The organism is Ralstonia sp. 22111 (genome assembly GCF_052045895.1).
Classification (GTDB): Bacteria; Pseudomonadota; Gammaproteobacteria; order Burkholderiales; family Burkholderiaceae; genus Ralstonia; species Ralstonia wenshanensis.
Window position 1 is genome coordinate 152,028 of sequence record NZ_JBQEPR010000006.1, and the last position, 25,225, is coordinate 177,252.

General features: G+C 62.7%; 21 protein-coding genes. 13 read left to right on the plus strand and 8 right to left on the minus strand.

The window, feature by feature from the left end:
- Positions 1–138 precede the first annotated feature (138 nt).
- The 6 genes from ACTJK4_RS16645 to ACTJK4_RS16670 all read right to left on the minus strand — a co-directional run bounded on the left by ACTJK4_RS16645 (position 139) and on the right by ACTJK4_RS16670 (position 5,259).
- Positions 139–1,119 (minus strand): ABC transporter substrate-binding protein, encoded by a 981-nt coding sequence (locus tag ACTJK4_RS16645; RefSeq protein WP_260802437.1) that lies wholly within the window; start codon positions 1,117–1,119, stop codon positions 139–141.
- A 285-nt stretch (positions 1,120–1,404) separates the two neighbouring features.
- On the minus strand, positions 1,405–2,202 hold the full coding sequence (locus tag ACTJK4_RS16650) for a peptidylprolyl isomerase (RefSeq protein ID WP_232042860.1): 798 nt from the start codon (positions 2,200–2,202) through the stop codon (positions 1,405–1,407).
- 42 nt (positions 2,203–2,244) lie between these two features.
- Positions 2,245–2,517 (minus strand): BolA family protein, encoded by a 273-nt coding sequence (locus ACTJK4_RS16655; RefSeq protein WP_065855099.1) that lies wholly within the window; start codon positions 2,515–2,517, stop codon positions 2,245–2,247.
- Positions 2,517–3,089, minus strand: coding sequence for a septation protein A (locus ACTJK4_RS16660; RefSeq protein ID WP_232042859.1), 573 nt, complete (start codon positions 3,087–3,089; stop codon positions 2,517–2,519). The genes ACTJK4_RS16655 and ACTJK4_RS16660 overlap by 1 nt, the downstream gene beginning before the upstream one ends.
- 34 nt (positions 3,090–3,123) lie before the next feature.
- Positions 3,124–3,510: a peptide-methionine (R)-S-oxide reductase MsrB gene (gene msrB, locus ACTJK4_RS16665; RefSeq protein ID WP_112184800.1), complete on the minus strand. Its 387-nt coding sequence runs from the start codon at positions 3,508–3,510 to the stop codon at positions 3,124–3,126.
- 159 nt (positions 3,511–3,669) lie between these two features.
- Entirely contained in the window at positions 3,670–5,259 is a 1,590-nt protein-coding gene (locus ACTJK4_RS16670) for a protein adenylyltransferase SelO (protein WP_440818427.1), read from the minus strand.
- A 344-nt stretch (positions 5,260–5,603) separates the two neighbouring features.
- Here ACTJK4_RS16670 and ACTJK4_RS16675 point away from each other — a divergent pair, with 344 nt between their 5' ends.
- The 6 genes from ACTJK4_RS16675 (at position 5,604) to ACTJK4_RS16700 (ending at position 12,620) form a co-directional block, all read left to right on the plus strand.
- Positions 5,604–7,232: a 3-(methylthio)propionyl-CoA ligase gene (locus ACTJK4_RS16675; protein ID WP_440818428.1), complete on the plus strand. Its 1,629-nt coding sequence runs from the start codon at positions 5,604–5,606 to the stop codon at positions 7,230–7,232.
- A 218-nt stretch (positions 7,233–7,450) separates the two neighbouring features.
- The gene (locus ACTJK4_RS16680; protein WP_232042856.1) at positions 7,451–8,707 is read left to right on the plus strand and encodes a branched-chain amino acid ABC transporter substrate-binding protein; all 1,257 of its coding nucleotides are present in this window, start codon (positions 7,451–7,453) and stop codon (positions 8,705–8,707) included.
- A gap of 126 nt (positions 8,708–8,833) precedes the next feature.
- Positions 8,834–9,781 (plus strand): branched-chain amino acid ABC transporter permease, encoded by a 948-nt coding sequence (locus ACTJK4_RS16685; protein ID WP_024975637.1) that lies wholly within the window; start codon positions 8,834–8,836, stop codon positions 9,779–9,781.
- Positions 9,782–11,116, plus strand: a complete 1,335-nt coding sequence (locus tag ACTJK4_RS16690; protein ID WP_440818429.1) for a branched-chain amino acid ABC transporter permease — start codon at positions 9,782–9,784, stop codon at positions 11,114–11,116. It abuts the gene before it with no gap.
- The gene (locus ACTJK4_RS16695; RefSeq protein WP_027681415.1) at positions 11,113–11,901 is read left to right on the plus strand and encodes an ABC transporter ATP-binding protein; all 789 of its coding nucleotides are present in this window, start codon (positions 11,113–11,115) and stop codon (positions 11,899–11,901) included. Before ACTJK4_RS16690 ends, ACTJK4_RS16695 begins: the two co-directional genes overlap by 4 nt.
- Positions 11,901–12,620: an ABC transporter ATP-binding protein gene (locus tag ACTJK4_RS16700; protein ID WP_232042854.1), complete on the plus strand. Its 720-nt coding sequence runs from the start codon at positions 11,901–11,903 to the stop codon at positions 12,618–12,620. The genes ACTJK4_RS16695 and ACTJK4_RS16700 overlap by 1 nt, the downstream gene beginning before the upstream one ends.
- 68 nt (positions 12,621–12,688) lie before the next feature.
- On the opposite strand, the gene ACTJK4_RS16705 is transcribed toward ACTJK4_RS16700, so the two are convergent.
- A complete protein-coding gene (locus ACTJK4_RS16705; protein ID WP_260802443.1) occupies positions 12,689–14,215 on the minus strand; it encodes an amino acid permease in 1,527 nt (508 codons plus the stop codon).
- Positions 14,216–14,293: 78 nt separating this feature from the next.
- Positions 14,294–15,829, minus strand: coding sequence for an amino acid permease (locus tag ACTJK4_RS16710; protein ID WP_440818430.1), 1,536 nt, complete (start codon positions 15,827–15,829; stop codon positions 14,294–14,296).
- Between the two features lie 359 nt (positions 15,830–16,188).
- Between ACTJK4_RS16710 and ACTJK4_RS16715 the strand changes: the two genes are divergently transcribed.
- The 7 genes from ACTJK4_RS16715 (at position 16,189) to ACTJK4_RS16745 (ending at position 25,187) form a co-directional block, all read left to right on the plus strand.
- Positions 16,189–18,270: a 3-hydroxyacyl-CoA dehydrogenase NAD-binding domain-containing protein gene (locus ACTJK4_RS16715; RefSeq protein ID WP_414560657.1), complete on the plus strand. Its 2,082-nt coding sequence runs from the start codon at positions 16,189–16,191 to the stop codon at positions 18,268–18,270.
- 36 nt (positions 18,271–18,306) lie between these two features.
- The gene (gene pncA, locus ACTJK4_RS16720; RefSeq protein WP_440818431.1) at positions 18,307–18,945 is read left to right on the plus strand and encodes a bifunctional nicotinamidase/pyrazinamidase; all 639 of its coding nucleotides are present in this window, start codon (positions 18,307–18,309) and stop codon (positions 18,943–18,945) included.
- Positions 18,946–19,011: 66 nt separating this feature from the next.
- On the plus strand, positions 19,012–20,190 hold the full coding sequence (locus ACTJK4_RS16725; protein WP_232042849.1) for an acetyl-CoA C-acyltransferase: 1,179 nt from the start codon (positions 19,012–19,014) through the stop codon (positions 20,188–20,190).
- A 355-nt stretch (positions 20,191–20,545) separates the two neighbouring features.
- Positions 20,546–22,414 carry an acyl-CoA dehydrogenase gene (locus ACTJK4_RS16730; RefSeq protein ID WP_440818432.1) on the plus strand — a complete coding sequence of 623 codons (1,869 nt, stop codon included), beginning with the start codon at positions 20,546–20,548 and terminating at the stop codon, positions 22,412–22,414.
- Positions 22,415–22,452: 38 nt separating this feature from the next.
- Positions 22,453–23,235: an SDR family oxidoreductase gene (locus tag ACTJK4_RS16735; protein WP_092970315.1), complete on the plus strand. Its 783-nt coding sequence runs from the start codon at positions 22,453–22,455 to the stop codon at positions 23,233–23,235.
- Between the two features lie 32 nt (positions 23,236–23,267).
- Positions 23,268–23,702: a PaaI family thioesterase gene (locus tag ACTJK4_RS16740; RefSeq protein WP_027681422.1), complete on the plus strand. Its 435-nt coding sequence runs from the start codon at positions 23,268–23,270 to the stop codon at positions 23,700–23,702.
- Positions 23,703–23,783: 81 nt separating this feature from the next.
- Positions 23,784–25,187 (plus strand): serine hydrolase domain-containing protein, encoded by a 1,404-nt coding sequence (locus ACTJK4_RS16745; protein ID WP_440818433.1) that lies wholly within the window; start codon positions 23,784–23,786, stop codon positions 25,185–25,187.
- Positions 25,188–25,225: the final 38 nt, after the last annotated feature.

Sequence of the window (25,225 nt, forward strand, 5' to 3'; positions counted from 1 at the left end):
TGCAATGAACGGGGACGCTTGTGGGTAGCAGCGTAAGCGCCCGGCTATTATGCGGCGGATAGCCACGTTACGGCTCGGGCTGCCAGACCCGCGCCAGGCCGGCTCCGTGAGGCGGAGGCCGACCCGGCGCCTTGCGAGTTACTTGATGACTTCCTTGGCGTCCTTCAGCAGATCTGCCGACAGGGTCGCGCCTTGCTTCTTGGCCGCGCCTTCGTTCACGAACAGTTCCAGGTCGGTGCTGCCGGCCGACGCAATCGCGCCCGGCTTCTCACCCTTCAGGATGCGGGCGACGACCTTGCCGGTCTGCTGGCCCAGCTTGTAGTAGTTGATGCCCAGCGCAGCGATGGCGCCACGCTTCACGCTGTCAGTGTCGCCGGCCACCAGCGGAATCTTCGCTTCGTTGGCCACTTTCACCAGCGATTCGTACGCCGACACCACGTTGTTGTCGGTGTTCGTGTAGATCACGTCGACCTTGCCGATCAGGTTCTTGGCCGCCGGCGCGATGTCCACGGTACGCGGTGCGGCCGACTCGACCAGCGTCATGCCTTGCGCCGACAGCAGCTTCTTCAGTTCAGTGACGACCACGACCGAGTTCGCTTCACCCGGGTTGTAGACCATGCCCACGCGCTTGGCATTCGGCACCACGCGCTTGATCAGGGCAATCTGCTTGTCCAGCGGCAGCTTGTCGGACACGCCGGTCACGTTGGTGCCGGTCGGCGCCCAGCTCTTGACCAGTTGCGCGGCAACCGGATCGGTCACGCCCGAATACACGACGGGGATGGACTTGGTGGCGGCCACAACAGCCTGCGCCGACGGCGTGGCGATGGCGATGATGGCGTCCGGCTTGTCGCCGATGAACTTGCGGGCGATCTGTGCGGCGGTGGCAGTGCTGCCTTGTGCGCTCTGGTATTCCCACTTCAGGTTCTTGCCTGCGTCAAAACCTTCGGCCTTGAGTTGTTCCTTGGCGCCGTCGCGGATGGCGTCGAGCGCCGGGTGCTCAACGATGGCCAGCACTTCGACCGACTTGGTGGCCTGGGCAAGTGCCGGTGCGGCTTGCAGCAGTGCCATCGGAATGGCGGCAAGCGCGGCAATGCGCAAGGCGTGCTTGAACGTGGACATAAGGATCTCCTGTTGCCTTTTGGGTGGTTTCGCTCTGGCGGCGAGCGGGATATGCCCGTGCCGGCGTGGTTGGTTTTTCAGACTCTCGATTCTTGAGTGCACCGAAGCAGTGCAATGCCGGTGCACGTGGGCGCACATTATGGGACAAATCGCAATGCTTTTCAGCAAACACTTCAAAAGAACTCGGGGCAGGAAAGGGGATTCCGGTTGCGTGCGATGCAACGCAGCCATCAAATCAAAAAGGGGCACGAGGCCCCTTTTTTTACTGCCCCAACGGGCCGCTGCTTACTGGATCTTCGCTTTTTCGCGCAGGTCTTTCAGCATCGCCTGGAACTTGCTGCGTTGCCAGTTCTGGTCGCCCATCATCATTTCAAGCAGTTGCGGCTTGACGTCTTCGTACGACGGGATCTTCGCGTCGCGCGTGTCGTCCAGGCGGATCACGTGCCAGCCGAATTGCGTCTTGACCGGCGTCTGGGTGATCTGGCCCTTCTTCAGGCTGGTGAGCGCGGCCGAGAATTCCGGCACGTAGGTGCCCGGGTTCGCCCAGTCCAGATCGCCGCCGTTGGCGCCCGATCCCTTGTCTTTCGACTGCGCCTTGGCGATGTCTTCAAACTTGGCGCCGGCCTTCAGCTTGGCAATGATGGCCTTTGCGTCGGCTTCCTTGTCCACCAGGATGTGGTGGGCATGGTATTCCTTGCCGTTGCCGAACTGCGCCTTGATCTTGTCGTACTGCTTGTGCAGCTCTTCTTCGGTGGCGGGGCTGTTCTTGACGTAGTCTTCGAACTCGGCGGCCACGAGCACGTTCAGGCGGGCCGATGCCAGCTGTTCCTGAATGTCGTCGCGTTCCAGCAGGCCGCGCTTGGCGGCGTCCTGCTCGATCAGTTCACGGTCGACCAGCATGTCGCGGGCCTTGGCACGCAGCTCGGGCGATTCGGGCTGGCCCGACTTCTTGATCAGCGCGTCCACCTTGGCGCTCGGGATGGCTTTGCCGTTGACCACCGCGGCGTTTTGCGCCATAGCGGGAGCAACGGTCGCAGCAAAGGCAACAGCCAGCAGGCTGGCAGTGAGGCTGGAAATCTTCATGGGATTGCGTTCGAGGGAAGGACGAGTGAGCGTGGAATGCGCTTACGTGTTTTCTTCGGGAGTGACCGCGCGGATCGCCAGCGCATGGATTGCCGCCGGCCACAGCGTGTGCAGCGCATCATACACCATGCGATGACGCGCCAAACGGTTCTTGCCGGCAAAGGCCGCGCTGACAATTTCGACGTTGTAATGTCCGCCGCCGGAGGCCGCGCCGGCGTGTCCGGCGTGCTTGGCACTGTCGTCTTCCACGACGAGGTGGGCGGGCTGAAACGCCTCGCGCAGAAGGCGTTCGATTTCTCGCGGATCGGCAGCCATCAGCGGTCGTCTCCGATGTTGGCGTCGTTGGCCGCATTGGCGGGGCGCTCCTGCATGTGGCGCGCCAGCCAGACACTCTGCACGAGGATGAAGACCACCATCAGGCCCATCGAGCCGAACAGCTTGAAGTTGACCCACACGTCGGTGTCGAAGTTGTAGGCCACGTAGAGGTTCAGGCAGCCCATGGCCAGGAAGAACGCCGCCCACACCAGGTTCAGACGGGCCCAGAGCGGATCGGGCAGCGAAACCTGCTGCTCCATCATGGCGCGGATGAGGTTCTTGCGAACGAACACCACGCTGCCCAGCAGCACCACGCCAAACAGCCAGTACAGCACCGTAGGCTTCCACTTGATGAAGGTCTCGTTGTGGAAGATAAGCGTGGCGCCGCCAAACACGCCGATGATGAGCAGCGACAGCCACTGCATGGCGTCGACCTTGCGGTGCTTGAACCACACCCAGGCGATCTGCAGCACGGTGGCGACCATCGCGACGGTGGTCGCCACATAAATACCGGCCACCTTGAAGGCAGCAAAGAACAGGATGACCGGGAACAGATCGAACAGGAATTTCATGCGGGAACGCGCTTAGGCGGGCAGGTGCGGAAGATCAATCGCCGAATTTTAGCGCAGCCGAGTTGATGCAATACCGCAGGCCGGTGGGCGCAGGGCCATCTTCGAACACGTGGCCAAGGTGCGCGCCGCAGTTCTTGCACTGCACTTCGATGCGCAGCATGCCGTGCGAGCGGTCGGTTTTCTCGGCGATCACCTCGCCGTTGATGGGCTGGAAATAGCTCGGCCAGCCGCAACCGGCATCAAACTTGGTCGACGATTCAAACAGCGGCGTGCCGCAGCAGACGCAGTTGTAGACGCCCCGGTCCCAGTGGTCCCAGTACTTGCCTGTGAAGGGGCGTTCGGTGGCGGCTTCGCGGGTGACGCGGTATTCGATGTCGGAGAGTTGGTCGCGCCATTCGGCGTCGGACTTCGTGACGGTCATGGTGATGAGACTCCTTGTTGGATTCGGCAACCGCGGGATGGAAGCGATCGGGCGGCTGACGTTGTTTTGTCGTGCTGCTGCGGTAATCCTGACAGGCGCGGATTAGAGCACGGTGTCAGTTCCGGCGCATCACGCCTGCCTGCATGTCGGCATGCCGGATTACGACGAGCAGCTCACTTCCAGCGACGACGCCCAATCGGGCGCAGGCTGCGCGTAGTGCTCGAAGCCAGGGTGGTCGTCAAACGGGCGGGCCAGCACGGCGCGCAGGTTTTCAACTTCGGAGAAATCCTTTTCCTTGGCGCGGCGGATGGCGATTTCAGCCAGGTGGTTGCGCAGCACGTATTTCGGGTTGACGCGGTGCATGGCTGCCGCGCGCTGGTCGTCGGATTGCGGTTCGGCCTGCAAGCGCTGGCGATAGGCAGCAAGCCACACGTCTGCGGCTGCGCGGTCGAAGAAGAAATCGCGCACGGTGCGCGCTTCTGCCGCGGCGGGCGTGTCGTCACGGCGCACGTCGGCAAGGTGGCGGAAGAACAGCGTGTAATCGGTGCGTTGTGTGTGCAGCAGCTTGAAGAGGTCGCCGAACAGCGTTTCGTCTTCGTCCTGTGCGGTGGAAAGGCCAAGCTTGGCGCGATAACGTGCGTAGAACGCTGCGCCGTAGACGTCGCGGTAGGTCAGCAGCACGTTTTGCGCGGCGTCGATCGCGGGTTGCGCCTGGGCTTCGTCGCTCAAGTTGACGAAAACGTCGGGATCTTCGCCGAACAGCGGCAGCAACGCCTGCGCGAGGCAGAACAGGTTCCAGTAGCCGATCTGTGGCTGCTGAGCGTAGGCGTAACGGCCGCCGGTGTCGGAGTGGTTGCAGATGTGGTTGGCGTTGAAACCATCCAGGAAGCCGAACGGGCCGTAGTCGAGCGTGAGACCGAGGATCGACATGTTGTCGGTGTTCATCACGCCATGGCAGAAGCCGACGGCTTGCCAGTCGGCCATCAGTTCAGCGGTGCGGCGGGCGAGTTCACGCAGCAGGGCGAGATACGGTTGCGGCTCGCTGCGGCAGGCGGGGTAGAAGCGGTCGATGACGTAATCGGCAAGTGCGCGAAGCTGGGGCAATTGTTCGCTGGCCGAAAAGTGCTCGAAGTGGCCAAAGCGTACGAACGACGGCGCGAGGCGCGTGACAACGGCGGCGGTTTCGATCTCTTCGCGGCGGACGGGGGCGTCAGCGCCGGTCACGCACAAGGCGCGGGTGGTTGGAATCCCAAGTCCTGCCATGGCTTCCGAGCACAAAAATTCGCGGATGGACGAGCGCAGCACAGCTCGCCCGTCGCCCATGCGCGAATACGGCGTACGGCCGGCGCCCTTGAGCTGGACTTCGCAGGGGCCATCGGCGGTCTGCAGCTCGGCTAGCAACAGCGCGCGGCCATCGCCCAACTGCCCGGCCCACACGCCGAACTGATGGCCCGAATACACGGTGGCGAGCGGATCGCTCCAGGGGGCGACGGCGTTCCCGGTAAAGACGGCCAGCCCGGCAGGGGTGTCAAGTTCTGCTCGTGAAAGGCCGAGTGACGCTGCGGCGTCCGGCGAGAAGCCCACCAGATAGGGCTGGCCAATCGGTCCGGAAGGCATGGGCATCGGCGGCAGGCGCGTCAGAAAGCGTTCGCCCAGCGCTGAGAAGCCAGGGGCGGCGGCGGGGCGGCCTGCCCAGTCGAAATGGTTTGCAAGGGAATCGTCAGGCAAGGCGGCGGGGGAAGCAGTCATGGGATGGGGCGGCAGGGCATGCGGCGGATAGCACAGGAAACGGCGTAAAAACAGTGCCGAACCTTCAAATGTTGTGCGCTTTGCAGCGCAGCAAAATACGCTTCACGTAGGGGAAAACGCCATGTTGAGACGCAGCAACGCTATCGCGTATTGTACTTGCGAGTAAAGAAAGCTGCAGCCTGCGAACCCTTGCACCACAACGATTCGCAGGGTTTTACAGATGGCCGGGTAAACATGGGGGCCGATGTGGCAGCGCACAACAATATCCCGTTGACGTGCTTGGCGATCACGGGAACAATCGGCCAAAAAATAGAACGGTTGTTCAGTTTTTTCTAGGAGACACCATGGCCCTGATGGGACAAATGATGAGCGCGCCTTTGCTCATCTCGACCATCATCGAACATGCAGCGCGCAATTCCGGTTCGACTGAAGTCGTGTCGCGCCGTGTCGAGGGCGATATCCATCGCACCACGTACCGGCAAGTGCGAGACCGCTCCAAGCAACTGGCAAATGCGCTGGCCGCACTCGGTGTGCAGCCCGGCGAGCGTGTCGGTACGCTTGCCTGGAACGGCTATCGCCATCTCGAAATCTATTACGGCGTCTCCGGTTCGGGCTCGGTGTGCCACACCATCAACCCGCGGCTGTTTCCCGACCAGATCGCCTACATCGTCAATCACGCTGAAGATCAGTATGTCTTCTTCGACCTGACGTTCGTGCCGCTGATCGAGGGCATCGCGCCGCATTGCCCGAACGTGAAGGGCTGGGTGGCGATGACCGATCGTGCGCACATGCCCACCTCCAGCGTGCCGATGCTCTGTTACGAGGAGCTTCTCGACGCGCAGAGCGCCGACTACACGTGGCCGCAGTTCGACGAGAACACCGCGTCCAGCCTGTGCTACACGTCGGGCACTACGGGCAACCCCAAGGGCGCGCTGTATTCCCATCGATCCACGGTGCTGCATTCGTATGCGTCGGCCATGCCGGATGCGCTTGGGTGCTCGGCGCAGGACGTGATCCTGCCGGTGGTGCCGATGTTCCACGTCAACGCGTGGGGGCTACCGTATTCGGTGCCGCTGGTGGGCGCCAAGCTGGTCTTTCCCGGGCCGAAACTGGACGGTGCGTCGCTGTTCGAATTGTTCGAGCAGGAGAAGGTGACATTCTCGGCCGGCGTGCCGACGGTATGGCTCGGCCTGCTGCAACACGTGCAGGCCAACAAGCTGAAGTTTTCGACGTTCCGTCGCACGGTCATCGGTGGTTCCGCAGCCCCCCCGGCCATGATCCGTACGCTCAACGAGCTGGACGTGGAAGTCATCCACGCGTGGGGCATGACGGAGATGTCACCGCTGGGCACGACGTGCAAGCTGATGGGCAAGCACGCCGACCTGCCGGACGAGGCCAAGCAGCATGTGCTGGAGCGCCAGGGCCGCGCCATTTACGGTGTCGAGATGAAGATCGTCGACGCCGAGGGCCACGAACTGCCGTGGGACGGCAAGGCCTTCGGCGATCTCTACGTGCGCGGGCCCTGGACCATCCAGAGCTATTACCGCAACGACAAGTCGCCCCTGGTCGACGGCTGGTTCCCCACGGGTGACGTGGCGAACATCGATGCCGACGGCTACATGCAGATCACGGATCGCAGCAAGGACGTGATCAAGTCCGGCGGCGAGTGGATCTCGTCCATCGATGTGGAAAACGTGGCCGCTGCGCACCCCGGCGTGCACATGGCCGCGTGCATCGCATGCCATCACCCCAAGTGGGACGAACGCCCGCTGCTGGTGGTGATGAAGAAGCCCGGTGTGGAACTCACGCGCGAGGAGATGCTCAAGTTCTTCGAAGGCAAGGTCGCCAAGTGGTGGATTCCGGATGACGTGGTGTTCGTCACCGAAATTCCGCTCACGGCCACCGGCAAGATGCAGAAGCTGAAACTGCGCGAGCAGTTCAAGGATTATCAGTTCCCCGCTGTACAGGCTTAGCTACATATAGAAACCGCCGCCCGTGCACGGGTCACCCCGGCACGAGGACGGCGGACGTAAGACAACCGGATCAGGGCCGGCCGCCGCGCGACGGACACGTCGACGCGGTGGGATGAAGCCCGGGCGCGTTGCAACCTGGAGACGCAAGCAGCCGCACGCCCACCAGAGGCACGCGGAGAGTGACTCGCCGGCGGCTCCACCACATGAAGGAGACACGCATGACGAAGTTCCGTCCGTTGGTTGTGGCTGTTGCATGTGTTGCGGCAATCGGTGGGGCAGTCCTGCCCACTGCATCGTCCGCCGCCGAAACCGTGAAGATCGCCTGGATCGATCCGTTGTCCGGCCTGATGGGTGCGCTGGGCCAGAACCAGTTGCGCAGCTGGCAGTACATCGCCGATCTCGCCACGCAGAAGAACTGGGCCGGCGACGGCACGAAGTTCGAAGTGGTGGGCTTTGACAACAAGCTCTCGCCGCAGGAAAGCCTGACGGCCCTCAAGCAGGTGGCCGATCAGGGCATCCATTACATCGTGCAGGGCAACGGCTCGAGCGTCGGCATGGCGCTGGAAGATGCCGTGGCCAAGTACAACGAGCGTAATCCGGGCAAGGAAATCGTTTATCTGAACTACGCTGCGGTGGATCCGGATATGACGAACAGCAAGTGCAATTACTGGCACTTCCGCCTGGACGCCAACTCCGACATGAAGATGGAAGCGCTGACCAGCTTCCTGGCGAAGGATCCGAAGGTCAAGAAGGTCTACCTGATCAACCAGAACTATTCGTTCGGCCATCAGGTGGCGCGTGCGGCCAAGGAATACCTCAAGCGCAAGCGTCCGGACATCGAGATCGTGGGTGAAGACCTGCACCCGCTGGCGCAGGTGAAGGACTTCTCGCCGTACGTGTCGAAGATCAAGTCGTCGGGTGCCGATACCGTCATCACCGGCAACTGGGGCAGCGACTTGGCCCTGCTGATCAAGGCCGGCAAGGATGCAGGCTTGAACGCGAACTTCTATACGTACTACGCCTCGACCACGGGCGTGCCGACAGCGATGGGTTCTGCAGGCGCAGATCACGTGAAGTACGTGGGCTACTGGAACGTCAACAACGACGGCTTCAAGGGCGCCGATATCGTCGAGGGCTACAAGAAGAAGTACAACGACGATTACTACCTCATGGCCTCGTATACCGGCATCGCCATGCTGGCCAAGGCCATCAAGCAGACTAAGTCTGTCGAGCCCGCCAAGGTTGCCAAGGCCTTCGAAGGCATGAAGGTTGACAGCCTGAACGGCACCTTCGAGATGCGTGCGTCTGACCACCAGGGCCAGCAGCCGCTCTACATCGCCACCTGGGAAAAGACGAACGGCAAGAACGTCAAGTTCGACCAGGAAAACACCGGCTACGGCTGGAAGACCGACGCTGTGCTCGATCAGTACGTCGCGTCGCAGCCGACCTCCTGCCAGATGAAGCGTCCGCAGTAAGGGCGCGGGTAGTGTGCCGAAGGGCTGCCCGATGCTATCGTGCGGCGATGTTTTAAACGGAGTCCATGGGCCACGCATTGATGCGTGCGTCCCATGCTCCGCCGAATCTGCTGGAAGGGCTGCAGCGTGGAATTTCTAGTCATCAATCTCTTGAACGGCATCAGCTACGGGCTGTTGCTGTTCATGTTGTCTTCGGGCCTGACGCTGATCTTCAGCATGATGGGTGTTCTCAATTTTGCGCATGCCAGCTTCTACATGCTGGGCGCGTATTTCGCCTATGTCGTGAGCGGCTATCTCGGCTTCTGGGCCGCGCTGATCGTGGCACCGCTGCTCGTGGGTGCGCTGGGCGCCGTGGTCGAGCGCTACGGCCTGCGCACGGTGCACCGCTATGGCCATGTCGCCGAACTGCTGTTTACCTTCGGTCTGGCCTATCTGATTGAAGAAGGCGTGAAGCTGGTATGGGGCCTGCCCGCCGTGGCGTACCGCGTGCCAGACGCACTGGACGGCCCGCTGTTCACGCTGTTCACCTCGTCGTTCCCCAAGTACCGCGCCTTCATGATGCTGGTGTCGCTGCTGATGCTGGTTGGCATCTTCCTGCTGCTCACGCGCACGCGTATCGGGCTCGTCATTCAAGCCGCGCTGACGCATCCGGACATGGTCGAAGCGCTGGGCCACAACGTGCCGCGCGTGTTCATGCTGGTGTTCGGCGGCGGCTGTGCGCTGGCCGGCTTGGCGGGCGTGATTGGCGGCAATGCGTTCGTGACCGAGCCATCGATGGCGGCAGCGGTCGGCTCCATCGTCTTCGTGGTGGCGGTCGTGGGTGGCATGGGGTCTCTGGTGGGGGCGTTCATCGCGTCGCTGCTGATCGGCTGCATCCAGACCTTTGCCGTCACGCTTGATATCTCAGTGACGAGCGTGCTGGAGAAGATCGGCGTCACGCTCAATCCGGACGTGCCGCTCATCTCTGTCTGGAACCTGACGATTGCGCAAGTCGCACCGGTGCTGCCGTATCTGCTGCTGGTGCTGATGCTGATTTTCCGCCCGCGCGGGCTGATGGGTACGCGGGAGAGCTAAATGGAACGCACCATGCACCAACAAGCGCAACAACAAGCCGCGCTGCCGGCCAACGATCGAGCGCGGACGATGAAATTCAAGCCGGTCAATCTTGCTCGCTGGCTGCTCTGGGGCACCACCGCGCTGGTGATGATCGTGCTGCCGCTCATCTGGCCACAGGGTTTTGCCATCACGCTGCTCTCGCAGATGGGCATCATGATCATCTTCGCGCTCTCGTACAACATGCTGCTTGGCCAGTCCGGCATGCTGTCGTTCGGGCATGCGGTGTACGCCGGCCTGGGCGCCTTCATGGCTGTGCACGCGCTCAACAAGATCGGCGCCATGCAGACACTGGGCATCGGCGGTCCGCTCGCCGTTGCGCTATTGCCCATTGCGGGCGGCCTGGGCGGCGCGCTGTTCGGCGTGATCTTCGGCTACGTCACCACCAAGAAGGCCGGCACGACGTTCGCCATGATCACGCTCGGTATCGGCGAGATGGTGTTTGCCAGCGCGTTGATGTTTCCGGACTTCTTTGGTGGCGAGGGCGGTGTCTCCACGAACCGCAGCATCGGCGACGCGCTGTTTGGCGTGACGTTCGGGCCGGGACGCCAGGTGTATTACCTGATCGCCGCGTGGTGCCTGATTTCGATGGCGCTGATGTATGCGTGGACGCAGACGCCGCTGGGCCGCATCGCCAACGCCGTGCGCGATAACCCCGAGCGTGTGGAGTTCATCGGCTACAACACGCAGCGCGTGCGCTTTCTGGTGGTGATCCTGTCCGCGTTTTTTGCGGGCATTGCCGGCGCACTGTCCTGCATCAACTTTGAGATCGTGACGGCCGAGAACGTGTCGGCAGTGCGCTCGGGCTCGGTGCTGCTGGCAGCCTTCATTGGCGGCATGGGCAGCTTCTTCGGGCCGATCATCGGCGCGGTGCTCACGGTGTTCTTTACTGTGGCGCTGTCGGGCATCACCAAGGCGTGGCTGCTGTACCTGGGGTTGTTCTTTGTGCTGATGGTCATGTACGCGCCGGGCGGCATCGCCAGTCTTCTGGTCATGCACCTGCCGATCCTTCGACGCGGCAAGCTCAAGACGCTGCTGCCAGCTTACGGTGTGGCGATCGTGCCGACCATCATCCTGCTGGTCGCGTTGATTTCCACCGTGGAAATGATCTACGCCGTGCAGGACGACGCCTCGGGTGGCGTGGCCACGCTGTTTGGCCTGTCTGTCGAACCGAATACCTTCAAGCCGTGGATCGTTACCGCCGTGCTGTGGCTGGTGGGCGCCTTCGGCCTGCGTGCCGCGGCTAGCAAGCTGCGCACCGCTTGGGATCACGCATTGCAGGAGCCGCAACCATGAGCCAACCGACATCTGGGCCGACCGCTGCGCTCGAGTTGCGCGATGTTCGCAAGCGCTTTGGCGCAACGGAAATCATCCGAGGGGTCAACCTCACCATTGGCAAGGGCGAGCGCCATGCGCTCATCGGCCCGAACGGTGCTGGCAAGTCGACCACGTTCAACTTGATCTCGGGCCGCTTTCCGGCCAGCTCGGGCAGCGTGCGCCTGAACGGCGAAGAGATCAGCGGTTTGGCGCCATTTGAGATCAACCGCAAGGGCCTGTCGCGCAGCTTCCAGATCACCAACATCTTTCATCGGTTGTCGGTGTTCGAGAACCTGCGCTGCGCGGTGCTCTGGTCGCTCGGCTACAAATATTCGTTCTGGCACAAGCTGGCCGAGCTGCGTGACGCACGCGAGCGCGCTGAAGAAGTGCTCGAGCAGATCGGCATGACACATCGGCGAGACGCCGCCGCGGGCCTGCTGACCTACGCCGAGCAACGAGCGTTGGAAATCGGTATCACCATTGCGGGCGGTGCCGACGTGATCCTGCTGGATGAGCCGACCGCCGGCATGAGCCGATCTGAATCTGACCACGCGGTGGACCTCATCCGCAAGGTCACGGTCGGCAAGACGCTGGTGATGGTCGAGCATGACATGAGCGTGGTGTTTGGCCTGGCCGACCGCATCTCGGTGCTCGTCTATGGCGAAGTGATCGCTACCGACACGCCTGAAGCCATTCGCAATAACCGCCGCGTGAAAGAGGCCTACCTCGGCACCACGCTGGACGAACCTGCAGGAGCGCATTGATGGCAACGAATACTCCGATGTTGGAGGTGCGCGACCTGCACGCGTACTACGGCAAGAGCCACATCCTGCACGGCGTCGACATGCACGTGGGCGAGGGCGAGATCGTTGCGCTACTCGGGCGCAATGGGGTGGGGCGTTCGACCCTGGCCAAATCCATCATGGGCATGGTCCGGCACGAAGGCGAAATCCTGCTGCGCGGCAAAAGCGTGAGCGGCCTGCGAACCTTTGAAGTCGCACACAAGGGCATCGGCTATGTGCCCGAGAACCGCGACATCTTCCCCACGCTGACGGTGCGGCAGAACCTGCTGCTTGGCGAGAAACGCAACCCCAGTCAGCCCAAGCCGCGTTGGCAGGTGGAAGACATGTATCAGATGTTCCCGCGTTTGAAGGAGCGCGAGAACACGGCTGCGGGTGTGCTGTCAGGCGGCGAGCAGCAGATGCTGACGCTATGCCGCACGCTGATGGGGGACCCCGATTTCATCATCATCGACGAGCCCACCGAAGGTCTTGCGCCGCTGGTTGTGACGCTTGTCGGCGAGTATTTGAAGACGCTCAAGGAGCGGGGGATCTCCGTGCTGCTGGTGGAGCAGAAACTGGCCATTGCCCTCGACATTTCACAGCGGGTGTATGTGATGGGGCACGGTCAGATCGTGTTTGAGGGGACGCCCCAGCAGTTGAAAGCCGATGCGAAGGTCCGGCAGGAGTGGCTGGAGGTTTAAACGCCGCAGGTCGATCCACGGCGTACAGATGGCCCGCATGGACAACCGTGCGGGCTTTTTTCTGGCAGTCAGTTGACGACTGTGCCCGCCGCAGAGGCTTCCGTGGTCGCCTTGGCTTGCTGGAGATGCTCGGCGCTGAACTGCATCTCCGAATACTTCACAAAGCGCGTCTTGAACTTCCAGCGGTAAGCCAGCCAGATCACCACGAACAGAATCACGCCGCAATACGTTGCGATGAAGGCGCCGAAGTTGTCGACGGGTGCAAACAGCGCCTTGGTGTTCTGCCCAAGAATGATCACCACGCACAGGATCGCCACCATGATCGGCCCGAACGGGAAGAACGGCGACCGATACGCCAGTTGCTCCACGGAATGCCCCTGGCTCGTGAACCCCTTGCGGAACCGGTAGTGCGCCAGCGCAATGCCGAACCAGGCGATGAAGCACGTGACCGCAGACGTATTCAGCAGCCACAGGTAGACCACCTGGTCGCCAAACAGCGAACTGAAGAAGCACAGTGCGCCAACCGCCGACGTGGCCAGCAGCGCGCGGTGCGGCACGCCGTTGGCCGACACCTTGGCAAACCAGCGCGGCGCCTGACCTTCAAGCGACAGGTCATACAGAATCCGCGTCGACACATAGAGGCTGGACGTGCCGGACGACAGCAGCGCGGTCAGCACCACCGCATTCATCATCCCTGCCGCAAACGCAAGCCCCGCATGCTGGAACACCAGCGCAAACGGGCTGACGCCGACGTCGGTCGCTTCATTGCGCAGCAGGTTCGGGTCGGTGTACGGCAACAGCACGCCGATGATCAGGATCGCCAGCACATAGAACAGCAGGATGCGCCAGAACGTCTGGCGAATGGCGCGCGGGATCGTGCGGGAGGGGTTCTCCGCCTCGCCCGCGGCCACGCCAATCGTCTCGACGCCCTGGAACGAGAACCCGGCGATCATCGCCACGCCGACCATGGCCGGCACGCCGCCCACGAACGGCGCATCGCCCACGGTGAAGTTCTGCCAACCCGACTGCGGCCCGCCGTGCATGATGCCGAAGATCATCGCCAGGCCGATCAGCAGGAACACGACGATGGTCACCACCTTGATCATCGAGAACCAGTATTCCGCCTCGCCAAAACCGCGCACGGAGAAGGCGTTGAGGCCAAACATCAGCAGCAGGAATGCGGCGCTCCAGACCATGCCCGACACGCCCGGGAACCAGTACTTCATCACGAGTTGCGCGGCGGCCAGTTCCACGGCAACGGACACGGCCAGCGCAAACCAGTAGTTCCATCCGAGCGCAAAGCCGAAGCCTTCTTCGACATACAGGCGGCTGTAAGTCACGAACGAGCCCGAGACGGGCAGATGCACCGCCAGCTCGCCAAGACTCGTCATCAGGCAATAGACCATCACGCCGATCAGCGTGTAGGTCAGCAGTGCGCCGCCGGGGCCAGCCTGCGCGATGGACGCTCCGGACGCAACGAACAGCCCCGTGCCGATGGCGCCGCCCAGGGCAATCATCATCAGGTGGCGCGAGCGCAGGCGTCGGCGCAGTTCGGATTGGGCTTCGAGGCCGGTGGGGGTGATGGGTGTATGCATAGCCGGTGGCGCCGGAGCGGGCGCCCCAATAAAAACGCCCGCCGGATGCTGTGCAACCGGCTGGCGGAGCGGGGGGGATTACTGCGTACGGTTTGCGACGGTCGGCAATTCGGGGCCGGGGTCTTGGCCGGCCAGCGAATCGCGCAGCACCGGCGGGCGCGGGAAGTGCATGTCCTGGTAACGGACAATGCCGCCGCCGCGCACTAGCCGGTAGCCGATCCAGATCAGGAAGAAGACCGGGATGCCGATGTACGTGGCGATCACCGCTGGCCAATCGACGGTGCCGGTGGTGAATGCCTGGTAGTTCTGGCCGAGCGTGATGATCAGGCACAGCCCAAACGCGAACAACGGGCCATATGGAAAGAACTTGGAGCGGTACGGCAACTGCGCCGGATCATGCCCCTGCGCCACAAGCCCCTTGCGGAACCGATAGTGGCTGATGGCAATGCCAAGCCATGCCACGAAGCCGGTCATGCCCGAGGTGTTCAGCAGCCACAGGTAGACCGTCTTGTCGCCATACAACGAACTCAAGAAGCAGAGCGCGCCGACGGCGGTCGTGGCCAGCAGTGCATTGCGTGGCACACCGTTCCGGGTAAGTTGCGCAAAGATGCGCGGCGCGCGGCCCTCGGTGGCCAGGTTGTAGAGCATCCGCGTGGACGCATACATGCCCGAATTGCCGGCCGACAGCACTGCCGTCAGGATCACCGCGTTCATCAGGCCTGCAGCGAACGCAAGGCCTGCGTGCTTGAAAACGAGCGTGAAAGGGCTCACGCCAATGTTCGTCACTTCCGTCGAGAGCAGATTCGGATCGGTGTACGGCACCAGCACGCCGATGATGAAGATGGCCAGCACGTAGAACAGCAGGATCCGCCAGAACACTTGCTTGACCGCACGCGGAATGGTGCGCGCCGGGTCGGCCGATTCGCCGGCCGCCACGCCAATCAGCTCCGTCCCCTGGAACGAGAATCCCGCGATCATCGCCACGCCGATCATCGCCGGCAACCCGCCGACGAACGGCGCATCACCGATCGTCAGATTCTGCAGGCCCGATTGCGGACCGCCTTTCATGATCCCGAAGATCATCGCAAGGCCAATGCCGATAAAGAAGATGACGGTGACGACCTTGATGAGTGCGAACCAGTATTCCGCCTCGCCAAAGCCGCGCACCGAGATGGCGTTGAGCAGAAACATGATGGCGAGGAACACGGCACTCCACAGCACGCCCGGCACATCGGGAAACCAGTAATGCATGACGAGCTGCGCGGCCGCCAGCTCAACGGCAATCGTCACAGCCCAGTTGTACCAATAGTTCCAGCCAAGCGCGAAGCCGAAGCCTTCGTCCACATACAGCGCGCCGTAGGTGGCAAACGATCCGGAAACGGGCATGTAAGCGGCAAGCTCGCCCAGGCTGGTCATCAGGAAATAGACCATTGCCCCGATGAGGATATAGGCGGCGAGTGCGCCTCCGGGGCCTGCCTGCGAGACCGACGCGCCCGAGGCCACGAAAAGCCCGGTGCCGATCGACCCGCCGATGGCGATCATGGTGAGATGGCGCGCGCGCAAGGTGCGGCGCAAGCCCGGCGTCTCTGAAGACGGGGTAACGTGTTCTGACATGGATACAGAGTGGTCGATTTTGCTCGGATCGCGAATCAAATCGACGAAATGTGACGAAACGTTCCCGCGCCTGGTGGGCGTCCGGCGAACGAAATGCGCGACTCTATCAAAACCGTCACGCAGCGGGCAAAAAATCCATGCTGCGGCACACGCGTTTGAACCCGTCGGGGCTCGCCGCATCGCCCGCCAGACGGCGCCGTGCAGCGCAAAAATAAAAATTGAACGACCGTGCTATTTTGTGTATTCTGTGTCGAGTCGCGGCCTTACCGCGCGTTAAAAAAACGATAGTTGAGAGACAGTTCAACCGCGAGGCACGGTGCGCCTGATCTGCCGGCCCTCGCATCACCAAAGGAACCAGCATGACTGCGGAGTACAAGGTCCAGGACGGCGTTGCCGTCATCACGCTCAGCAACCCGCCCGTCAACGGCCTTGGCCACTCCACGCGCCTGGGTATCGTCGAGGGCATGGTGAAAGCGGGCGACGACGCCAACGTCAAGGCCATCGTGATCACCGGTGCGGGCAAGGCCTTCTCGGGCGGCGCCGATATCCGCGAGTTCAACACCCCCAAGGCCACGCAAGAGCCGACGCTGCACGCCGTCATCAAGGCAGTGGAGTCGAGCAGCAAGCCGGTCGTGGCGGCCATCCATTCGGTGGCGATGGGCGGTGGGCTGGAACTGGCGATGGGCTGTCACTACCGCGTGGCCGCACCGGGCGCGCAGATCGCGCTGCCGGAAGTGAAGCTGGGCATTCTGCCGGGCGCAGGCGGCACGCAGCGTCTGCCGCGCGCCATTGGCCTGGAGCCGGCGCTGAACATGATCGTTTCCGGCAACGCCATCCCGTCGGAAAAGCTGGCCAAGAGCGGCCTGTTCGACCAGATGATCGAAGGCGACCTGATGGCCGGCGCCATCGATTTCGCGCTGAAGGCTGCTGCCGAAGGCAAGCTGCCGAAGCTGCGCGATCGCAAGGTCGAGCACGACAATCCGCAAGGTTTCTTACAATTCGCCCGTAACACGGTGGCCGCTGTCGCCAAGAACTTCCCGGCGCCAGGCAAGTGCGTCGACGCCGTGCAGGCCGCGGTGGAAAAGCGCTTTGACGACGGCATCAAGTTCGAGCGTGATCTCTTCATCGAGCTGGTGAATACGTCCGAATCGCGCGCCCTGCGCCATGCGTTTTTCGGCGAACGCGCAGCGAGCAAGATTCCCGACGTGCCGGACGACACGCCGGTGCGCAAGGTGGAGAAGGTCGCCGTGATCGGCGCCGGCACGATGGGCGGCGGTATCTCGATGAACTTCCTGAACGCAGGCATTCCGGTCACGATGCTGGAAACCAAGCAGGAAGCGCTGGACCGCGGCGTGGCCACCATCCGCAAAAATTACGAAAATAGCGCCAAGAAGGGCAAGCTCACGCAAGAGAAGGTCGAGCAGCGCATGGCTCTGCTGACCCCGACGCTGTCCTACGACGACATCAAGGACGCCGACCTCGTCATCGAGGCCGTGTTCGAAGAAATGGGCGTCAAGGAAGTCGTGTTCAAGAAGCTGGACGAAGTCGTCAAGCAGGGCGCGATCCTGGCGTCGAACACGTCCACGCTGGATGTCGACAAGATCGCCAGCTTCACCAAGCGTCCGCAGGACGTGGTCGGCATGCACTTCTTCAGCCCGGCCAACGTGATGAAGCTGCTGGAAGTCGTGCGCGGCAAAGAGACGGCCAAGGACGTGCTGGCCACCGTCATGAAGCTGTCTAAGGCCATCAAGAAGACGGCGGTCGTGTCCGGCGTGTGCGATGGCTTCATCGGTAACCGCATGATCGAGCAATACAGCCGTCAGGCGGGTTATCTGCTGGACGAAGGCGCGCTGCCGGAGCAGGTCGACAAGGCCATCGAAAAGTTCGGCTTTGCGATGGGCCCGTTCCGCATGGGCGATCTGGCTGGCAACGACATCGGCTGGGCCATCCGCAAGCGCCGTGCTGTGGACAAGCCGGACATCGTCTATTCGAAGACCGCCGATCTGCTGTGCGAGATGGGCCGCTTTGGCCAGAAGACCGGCGGCGGCTGGTACGACTACAAGGCGGGTGACCGCAAGCCGTATCCGAACCAGCAAGTCAACGACATGATCGTCCAGCACTCGAAGGATCTGGGTATCACCCGCCGCAAGATTTCGGACGAAGAAATCGTCGAGCGCCTGGTGTTCGCGCTGGTCAACGAAGGCGCGAAGATCCTGGAAGAGGGCATTGCCTCCAAGGCTTCGGATATCGACATGGTCTACCTGACCGGCTACGGCTTCCCGCTGTTCCGCGGTGGCCCGATGCTCTACGCAGACACCGTCGGCCTGTACAACGTTGCGCAAGCTATGCACCGCTATAGCAAGGGCTACCACGGGGAAGCCTGGAAGGTCGCGCCGCTGCTGCAGAAGCTGGCCGATGAAGGCAAGGGCTTCAACGGCTGATGCGCGGCTAACGGACCAAGCGACTAAGCAACCGCCATGCGACTCACGCCCACCGATTGCCTGCTGATCATCGACGTGCAGAACGATTTTCTGCCCGGCGGCGCGCTGGCCGTGCCGGAAGGCGACCAGGTCGTCCCGGTCGTCAACCAGCTCGCCCAGGCATTCGGGCGCGTGGTGCTGACGCAGGATTGGCACCCGCGCGAGCACGTGTCGTTCGCAGCCAACCATGCGGGAACGCAGCCGTTCGGCACGATCGATCTGCCGTACGGCCAGCAGGTGCTGTGGCCGGTGCACTGCGTGCAGCACAGCGCAGGCGCCGCGCTGGCCGACAACCTGGACGTGCCGCATGCGCAGTTGATGGTTCGCAAGGGCTATCACCCGCACATCGACAGCTACTCCGCATTTTTTGAAGCGGATCGCAAGACGCCGACCGGCCTGCTGGGCTACCTGCGCGAGCTTGAAATCAAGCGCGTGTTCTGCGTTGGCCTGGCCACCGATTTCTGCGTGGCGTGGTCAGCGCTGGATGCGCGTGCCGCCGGGCTGGAAGTTGCCGTCATCGAGGATGCGTGCCGCGCGATCGACCTGAACGGGTCGCTTGCGCAGGCGTGGCAGCAGATGACGGAGGTGGGCATCGCGCGGTTGCAGTCGCCGGACGTTTTGAACACCTTGTCTTGAACGGATAACGGAATACATCGGGCGCTGCCGAAGCCGCGCCCGCTACCAGATACGAGGAGCAACACCATGACCGAAGCAGTCATCGTTTCCACCGCACGTACCGGCCTGGCCAAGAGCTGGAAGGGCGCCTTCAACATGACGCACGGCGCCACGCTGGGCGGCCATGCGGTTCAGCACGCCATCGAGCGCGCCAAGATCGAGCCGGGCGAAGTGGAAGACATCCTGATGGGCTGTGCGAACCCGGAAGGCGCAACGGGCGCCAACATCGCCCGCCAGATCGCCCTGCGTGCCGGCTGCCCCGTGACCGTGCCGGGCGCAACCGTCAACCGCTTCTGCTCGTCGGGCCTGCAGACCATCGCCATGGCCGCGCAGCGCGTGATTGCCGATGAAGGCGACATCTTCGTGGCCGGCGGCGTGGAATCCATCTCGTGCGTGCAGCAGGAAATGAACCGCCACATGATGACCGAAGGCTGGCTCAACAAGCACAAGCCGGAAATCTACTGGAACATGCTCCAGACCGCCGAGAACGTCGCCAAGCGCTACAACATCGCCAAGGAGCGCATGGACGAGTACGGCGTGCAAAGCCAGCAGCGCGCCGCCGCCGCTGCTGCTGCCGGCAAGTTCAACGACGAAATCGTCCCGATGACGACGGTGATGGGCGTGGCCGATGCCAAGACCGGCCAGCTCATGACCCGCGAAGTCACCATCTCCGCCGACGAAGGGATTCGCCCCGACACGACGCTTGAAGGCGTGGCAAAGATTCGCTCCGCAGTGCCGGGCGGCGTCATCACGGCAGGCAATGCCAGCCAGTTCTCAGACGGCGCATCGGCTGCCGTGGTGATGAATGGCAAGGTGGCAGCCGCCAAGGGCCTTCAGCCGCTGGGCGTATTCCGTGGCTTTGCCGTAGCCGGTTGCGAGCCGGATGAAATGGGTATCGGCCCGGTGTTTGCCGTGCCCAAGCTGCTCAAGAAGGCCGGCCTGAAGGTGGACGACATCGGCCTGTGGGAATTGAACGAAGCGTTTGCCGTGCAGGTGCTGTACTGCGCAGACAAGCTGGGCATCCCCATGGACCGCCTGAACGTCAACGGCGGTGCCATCGCCGTGGGCCACCCGTACGGCGTGTCGGGTGCACGCCTGGTCGGCCACGCGCTGATCGAAGGCAAGCGTCGCGGCGTCAAGTACGTGGTCGTGACCATGTGCATCGGCGGCGGCCAAGGCGCAGCCGGCCTGTTCGAGGTGCTCTAAAGAGGCCAGGCTCCCGAGTAAAAACGGGAGCCTGTTTTGTTTCTGGCAGCGCTGATTTCAGTGTCAGCCCCTGCACGCACACGGTTTGTGCCGTTCCTGCCCTAGATGGCGCCTTGAATTTTCGTAAGCGGGCGGAAATAAGACGGGAAACTGTCTGAGCGAAGCGAGTTTTTCCCGTCTCCGCACGGTTACGGAAATTCAAGGAATCTTTCGCCATCTCGGGCGCGCCTTTCTTTGCTTACTTTCTTTGGCAAGACAAAGAAAGTGAGTCGGGCCCGGCAGGGCACGAAACAAGGGGTTGACCCAAGGCCCTCGCCCAGGCAGGGCACGAAACACAGGATGCACCACCAACATCATGTCCTCGAAACTGCTATCCCGCCGCGACCTCAGCTTCCTGCTTTACGAATGGCTCAACGTCGAATCGCTCACTCGCATTCCACGTTACGCAGACCACTCCCGCGAAACCTTCGACGCCGCACTCGATACCTGCGAGCGCATCGCAACGGACCTGTTCGCCCCGCACAACAAGAAAAACGACCAGGAAGAACCGCACTTCGACGGCAACAAGGTTCACATCATCCCCGAAGTGAAGGTCGCGCTGGACGCCTTCAACAAAGCCGGCCTCATGGCTGCTGGGCAAGACTTTGAACGCGGCGGCATGCAACTGCCCACCGTGGTCGAGAAAGCCGGCTTCGGCTTCTTCAAGGCCGCCAACGTCGGCACCAGCTCATACCCGTTCCTCACCATCGGCAACGCGAATCTGCTGCTCGCGCACGGCACGCCCGCGCAAATCGAGACGTTCGTGCAGCCCGAGATGGAAGGCCGCTTCTACGGCACGATGTGCCTGTCGGAGCCGCAGGCGGGCTCCTCGCTGTCGGACGTCGTCACACGGGCCGAATACGAAGGCGAGTCGCCGCTTGGCGCGCAATATCGCCTGACCGGCAACAAGATGTGGATTTCCGCCGGTGAACACGAGCTGTCCGAAAACATCGTCCACCTTGTGCTGGCGAAGATTCCCGGCCCGGACGGCAAGCTGATTCCCGGTGTGAAGGGCATTTCGCTCTTCATCGTTCCAAAGTTTCTCGTCAATGCCGATGGCTCGCTCGGCGAGCGCAATGACGTGGTGCTGGCCGGCCTGAACCACAAGATGGGCTATCGCGGCACGACCAACTGCCTGCTGAACTTTGGCGAGGGTACGCAGTTCCGCCCGAAGGGTGCAGACGGGCAGCCGCGCGCCGGTGCCATCGGTTACCTCGTCGGCGAGCCGCACAAGGGCCTCGCGTGCATGTTCCACATGATGAACGAGGCGCGCATCGGCGTTGGCATGGGCGCAACGATGCTTGGCTACACGGGTTACCTGCATGCGGTGGACTACGCCCGCAATCGCCCGCAGGGCCGTCCCGTCGGGCCGTCGGGCAAGGATCCAGCGTCTGCGCAAATCCGCATCGTCGATCACGCCGACGTGCGTCGCATGCTGCTCGCACAAAAGGCCTACGTGGAAGGCGCCCTCGGTCTGAACCTGTATTGCGCCAAGCTCGTCGATGAAGAGCGCGGAGAAACCGACGCGGCCAAACGCGCCAAGCTCGGCCTGCTGCTCGACATCCTCACGCCGATTGCCAAGAGCTGGCCGTCGCAGTGGTGCCTGGAGGCCAACAGCCTGGCGATCCAGGTGCACGGCGGTTACGGCTACACGCGCGAATACAACGTCGAACAGTTTTACCGAGACAACCGCCTGAACCCGATTCACGAGGGCACGCACGGCATCCAGGGCCTGGACCTGCTGGGTCGCAAGGTCGTCATGCAGGACGGCGCCGCCTTCGCCGCGCTGGGTGAGCGCGTGCAGGCCACCGTCGGCCGCGCGTTGGAAACCGACGATGAAACGCTGGTCGGTTACGGCCGTGCGCTCGGCATGGCCACGCAGAAATTGGCCAAGGTCACGCAAACGCTGTGGGCCGCTGGCGACCCGCGCGTGACGCTGGCGAATGCCTCCGTCTATCTGGAAGCGTTCGGCCATGTTGTTGTCGCGTGGATCTGGCTGGAACAGGCCCTGTCTGCCGCAAAGGCGCTGCCGAACGCGCAGGGCGAAGACGCCGATTTCTACCGCGGCAAGCTGCAGGCCGCACGCTACTTCTTCCAGTGGGAACTGCCGAAGATCGACCCTCAGATCGTGCTGCTGGGCTCGCTCGACACGACCACGCTGGACATGCAGGACGCCTGGTTCTGACGGCAATCTCACAACGACAACGAGACACAGGAGACACCATGGGTACGCTCAAGCATCTGTTTGATCTTTCCGGTAAGACGGCGCTCATCACGGGCGGCTCACGCGGGCTTGGCCTGCAGATTGCAGAAGCACTGGGCGAGCAGGGCGCGCGCATTGTTCTATCTGCCCGCAAGGCTGATGAACTGAAGGAAGCGCAGGCGCATCTGAAGTCGCTCGGCATCGAAGCGGACTGGATTGCCGCCGACGGCGCTATCGAAGCCGACATCCAGCGCTTGGCCGACGAGGCGCTGGCCAAGCTCGGCCATGTCGACATCCTCGTCAACAACGCGGGCGCAACGTGGGGCTCGCCGGCGGAAGATCACCCGGTCGAAGCCTGGGACAAGGTGATGAACCTGAACATCCGCGGCCTGTTCCTGCTCACGCAGCAGATCGGCAAGCGCTCGATGATCCCGCGCAAGTACGGAAAGATCGTCAACGTGGCGTCGATTGCGGGCCTGAAGGGCAATCCGCCGGGCTCGCTGGACACGATTGCCTATAACACCAGCAAGGGCGCGGTGGTCAACTTCACGCGCGCGCTTGCCGGCGAGTGGGGCGAGCACAACATCACCGTCAACGCGATTGCGCCGGGCTTCTTCCCATCGAAGATGACGCGCGGCTCGCTGGAAAAGCTGGGCGTGGATAAGCTGACCGAAAAATCCCCCCTGCATCGCATTGGCGACGATGAAGACCTCAAGGGCGTGGCTGCGCTGTTTGCGTCGGATGCGTCCAAGCACATCACTGGCCAGATCCTCGCTGTCGACGGCGGCGTGAGCGTGGTCTAATTTCGGCTGCTTCTCACTCTTTCTGACGCAGCATGAACGCAGACAACAACGGTTTTCCGATCGACATTCCTTTCCTGAAGCTCCTCGGCATGCGCTGCCTGAAGGTGGCCGACGGCGAGGGTGTGGTCGAACTCGCACTCGAAGCCCAGCACATGAACAGCTGGGAAATGGCCCACGGCGGCGTGACCATGACGATGCTCGACGTCGCCATGGCCATGGCTGGGCGTTCGGCCGACGTGCATGGCCGCGGCGTGGTGACCATCGAGATGAAAACGGCGTTCATGCAGCCCGGGCGCGGCACGCTCAAGGCGAGCGCCCGTTGCGTGCATCAGTCCACCACCATGGCCTTCTGCGAAGGCGAGGTGCGCGATGCGGATGACAAGCTGGTCGCACGCAGCTCGGGCACGTTCAAGTTCGTCAAGCGCATGCCGCCGCCGCGCACGCCCGAGCCGGGCGCCGACGGCTGACCCGGCGACACCGCAGTTGCAGTACCCAGTTGCACACCGGACAGCGTCCGGCACACAAGAAGAGCAACCACGGAGACAAGCATGCAACAACCTGCGCGGCGCACGGCGTCTGCCCTTGCCATCACTCTGCTTTGCTGCACCGGACTGACCATGACCCTGGAAGGATGCGCCTCGAGTTCCGCGCCTGCTGCCGCAACAGCCGCTGACACGAAAACCACGGTGCAGGCACCCCCCGCACCGGCGCCGCCGATACAGAAGCCTCTCACGGCGGACGAATCCGACCCGAACAAGATGGGCTGGATGCAGGGCTTCCCGCCACCGCCCGATCGCATCATCCGCTTTGACCTGGCGGGCAACATGTTCCCGCGCACGCGCTACGGCTATAGCCACGTGCGCGAGTTTGCGCCGACGCGCGCGGTGTGGCGGGGCGATGGCCCCGTCAGCAAGCTGCCGCGCGCCGAGCGCGATATCAGCGGCGTGCTGTTCACCGATCCGAACGGCACGCGCCGTACGTTTGCCGAAGCTCTCAAGCTGACTTACACCGACGGCATCCTCGTCATGCACAAGGGCAAGGTGATCTACGAGCGCTACTTTGGCGCGCTCGATGCGCATACGCAGCACATCGCCATGTCGGTCACGAAATCGTTTGTCGGCACGCTGGCCGCCATGCTGGTGGCCGACGGCAAGCTTGATCCGGCCGCGCCGGTGACGCAGTACGTGCCGGAGCTGAAGGACACCGCCTACGGCGACGCCACCGTGCGCCAGGTCATGGACATGACCGTGGGCGTGCACTACTCAGAAAACTATGCCGATCCGAACGCCGATGTCTGGGCCTATGCCCGCGCCGGCGGCATGCTCCCACGTCCGGCCGGCTACAAGGGCCCGGACAACTTCTACGACTATCTGACGACGCTGCGCAAGGAAGGCGAGCACGACGCGGAGTTCTCGTACAAGACCGTCAACGCTGAAACGCTGGCGTGGATCGTGCGCCGTGCGTCCAACAAATCGCTAGCAGCGCTGCTGTCCGAGCGCATCTGGCAACCGATGGGCGCACAGGACGATGCGTACTTCTCGGTCGACAGCATCGGTACGGAATCGGGCGGCGGCGGCCTGAACACCACGCTGCGCGATCTGGCGCGCTTTGGCGAGATGATCCGCAACGACGGCCGCTTCAACGGCAAGCAGATCCTGCCCAAGAGCGTGATTGAAGACATCCGCCGCGGTGGCGACCCCGCCAAGTTTGCCAAGGCAGGCTACACGACGCTGCCCGGCTATTCGTATCGCAACATGTGGTGGGTTTCGAGCAACGACCACCAAACGTTCGAAGCGCGCGGCATCCATGGCCAGCGCATCTATATTGATCCGGTGGCCCAGATGACGATCGTGCGCTATGCCTCGCACCCGATCGCTGCCAATGCTGCCAATGATCCGGTCACGCACCGCGCGTATGCGGCGCTGGCCGAGTACTTCATGCAACACAAGTAACAACCCGACCCAACACCGATATCCGATATTCAGGAGCG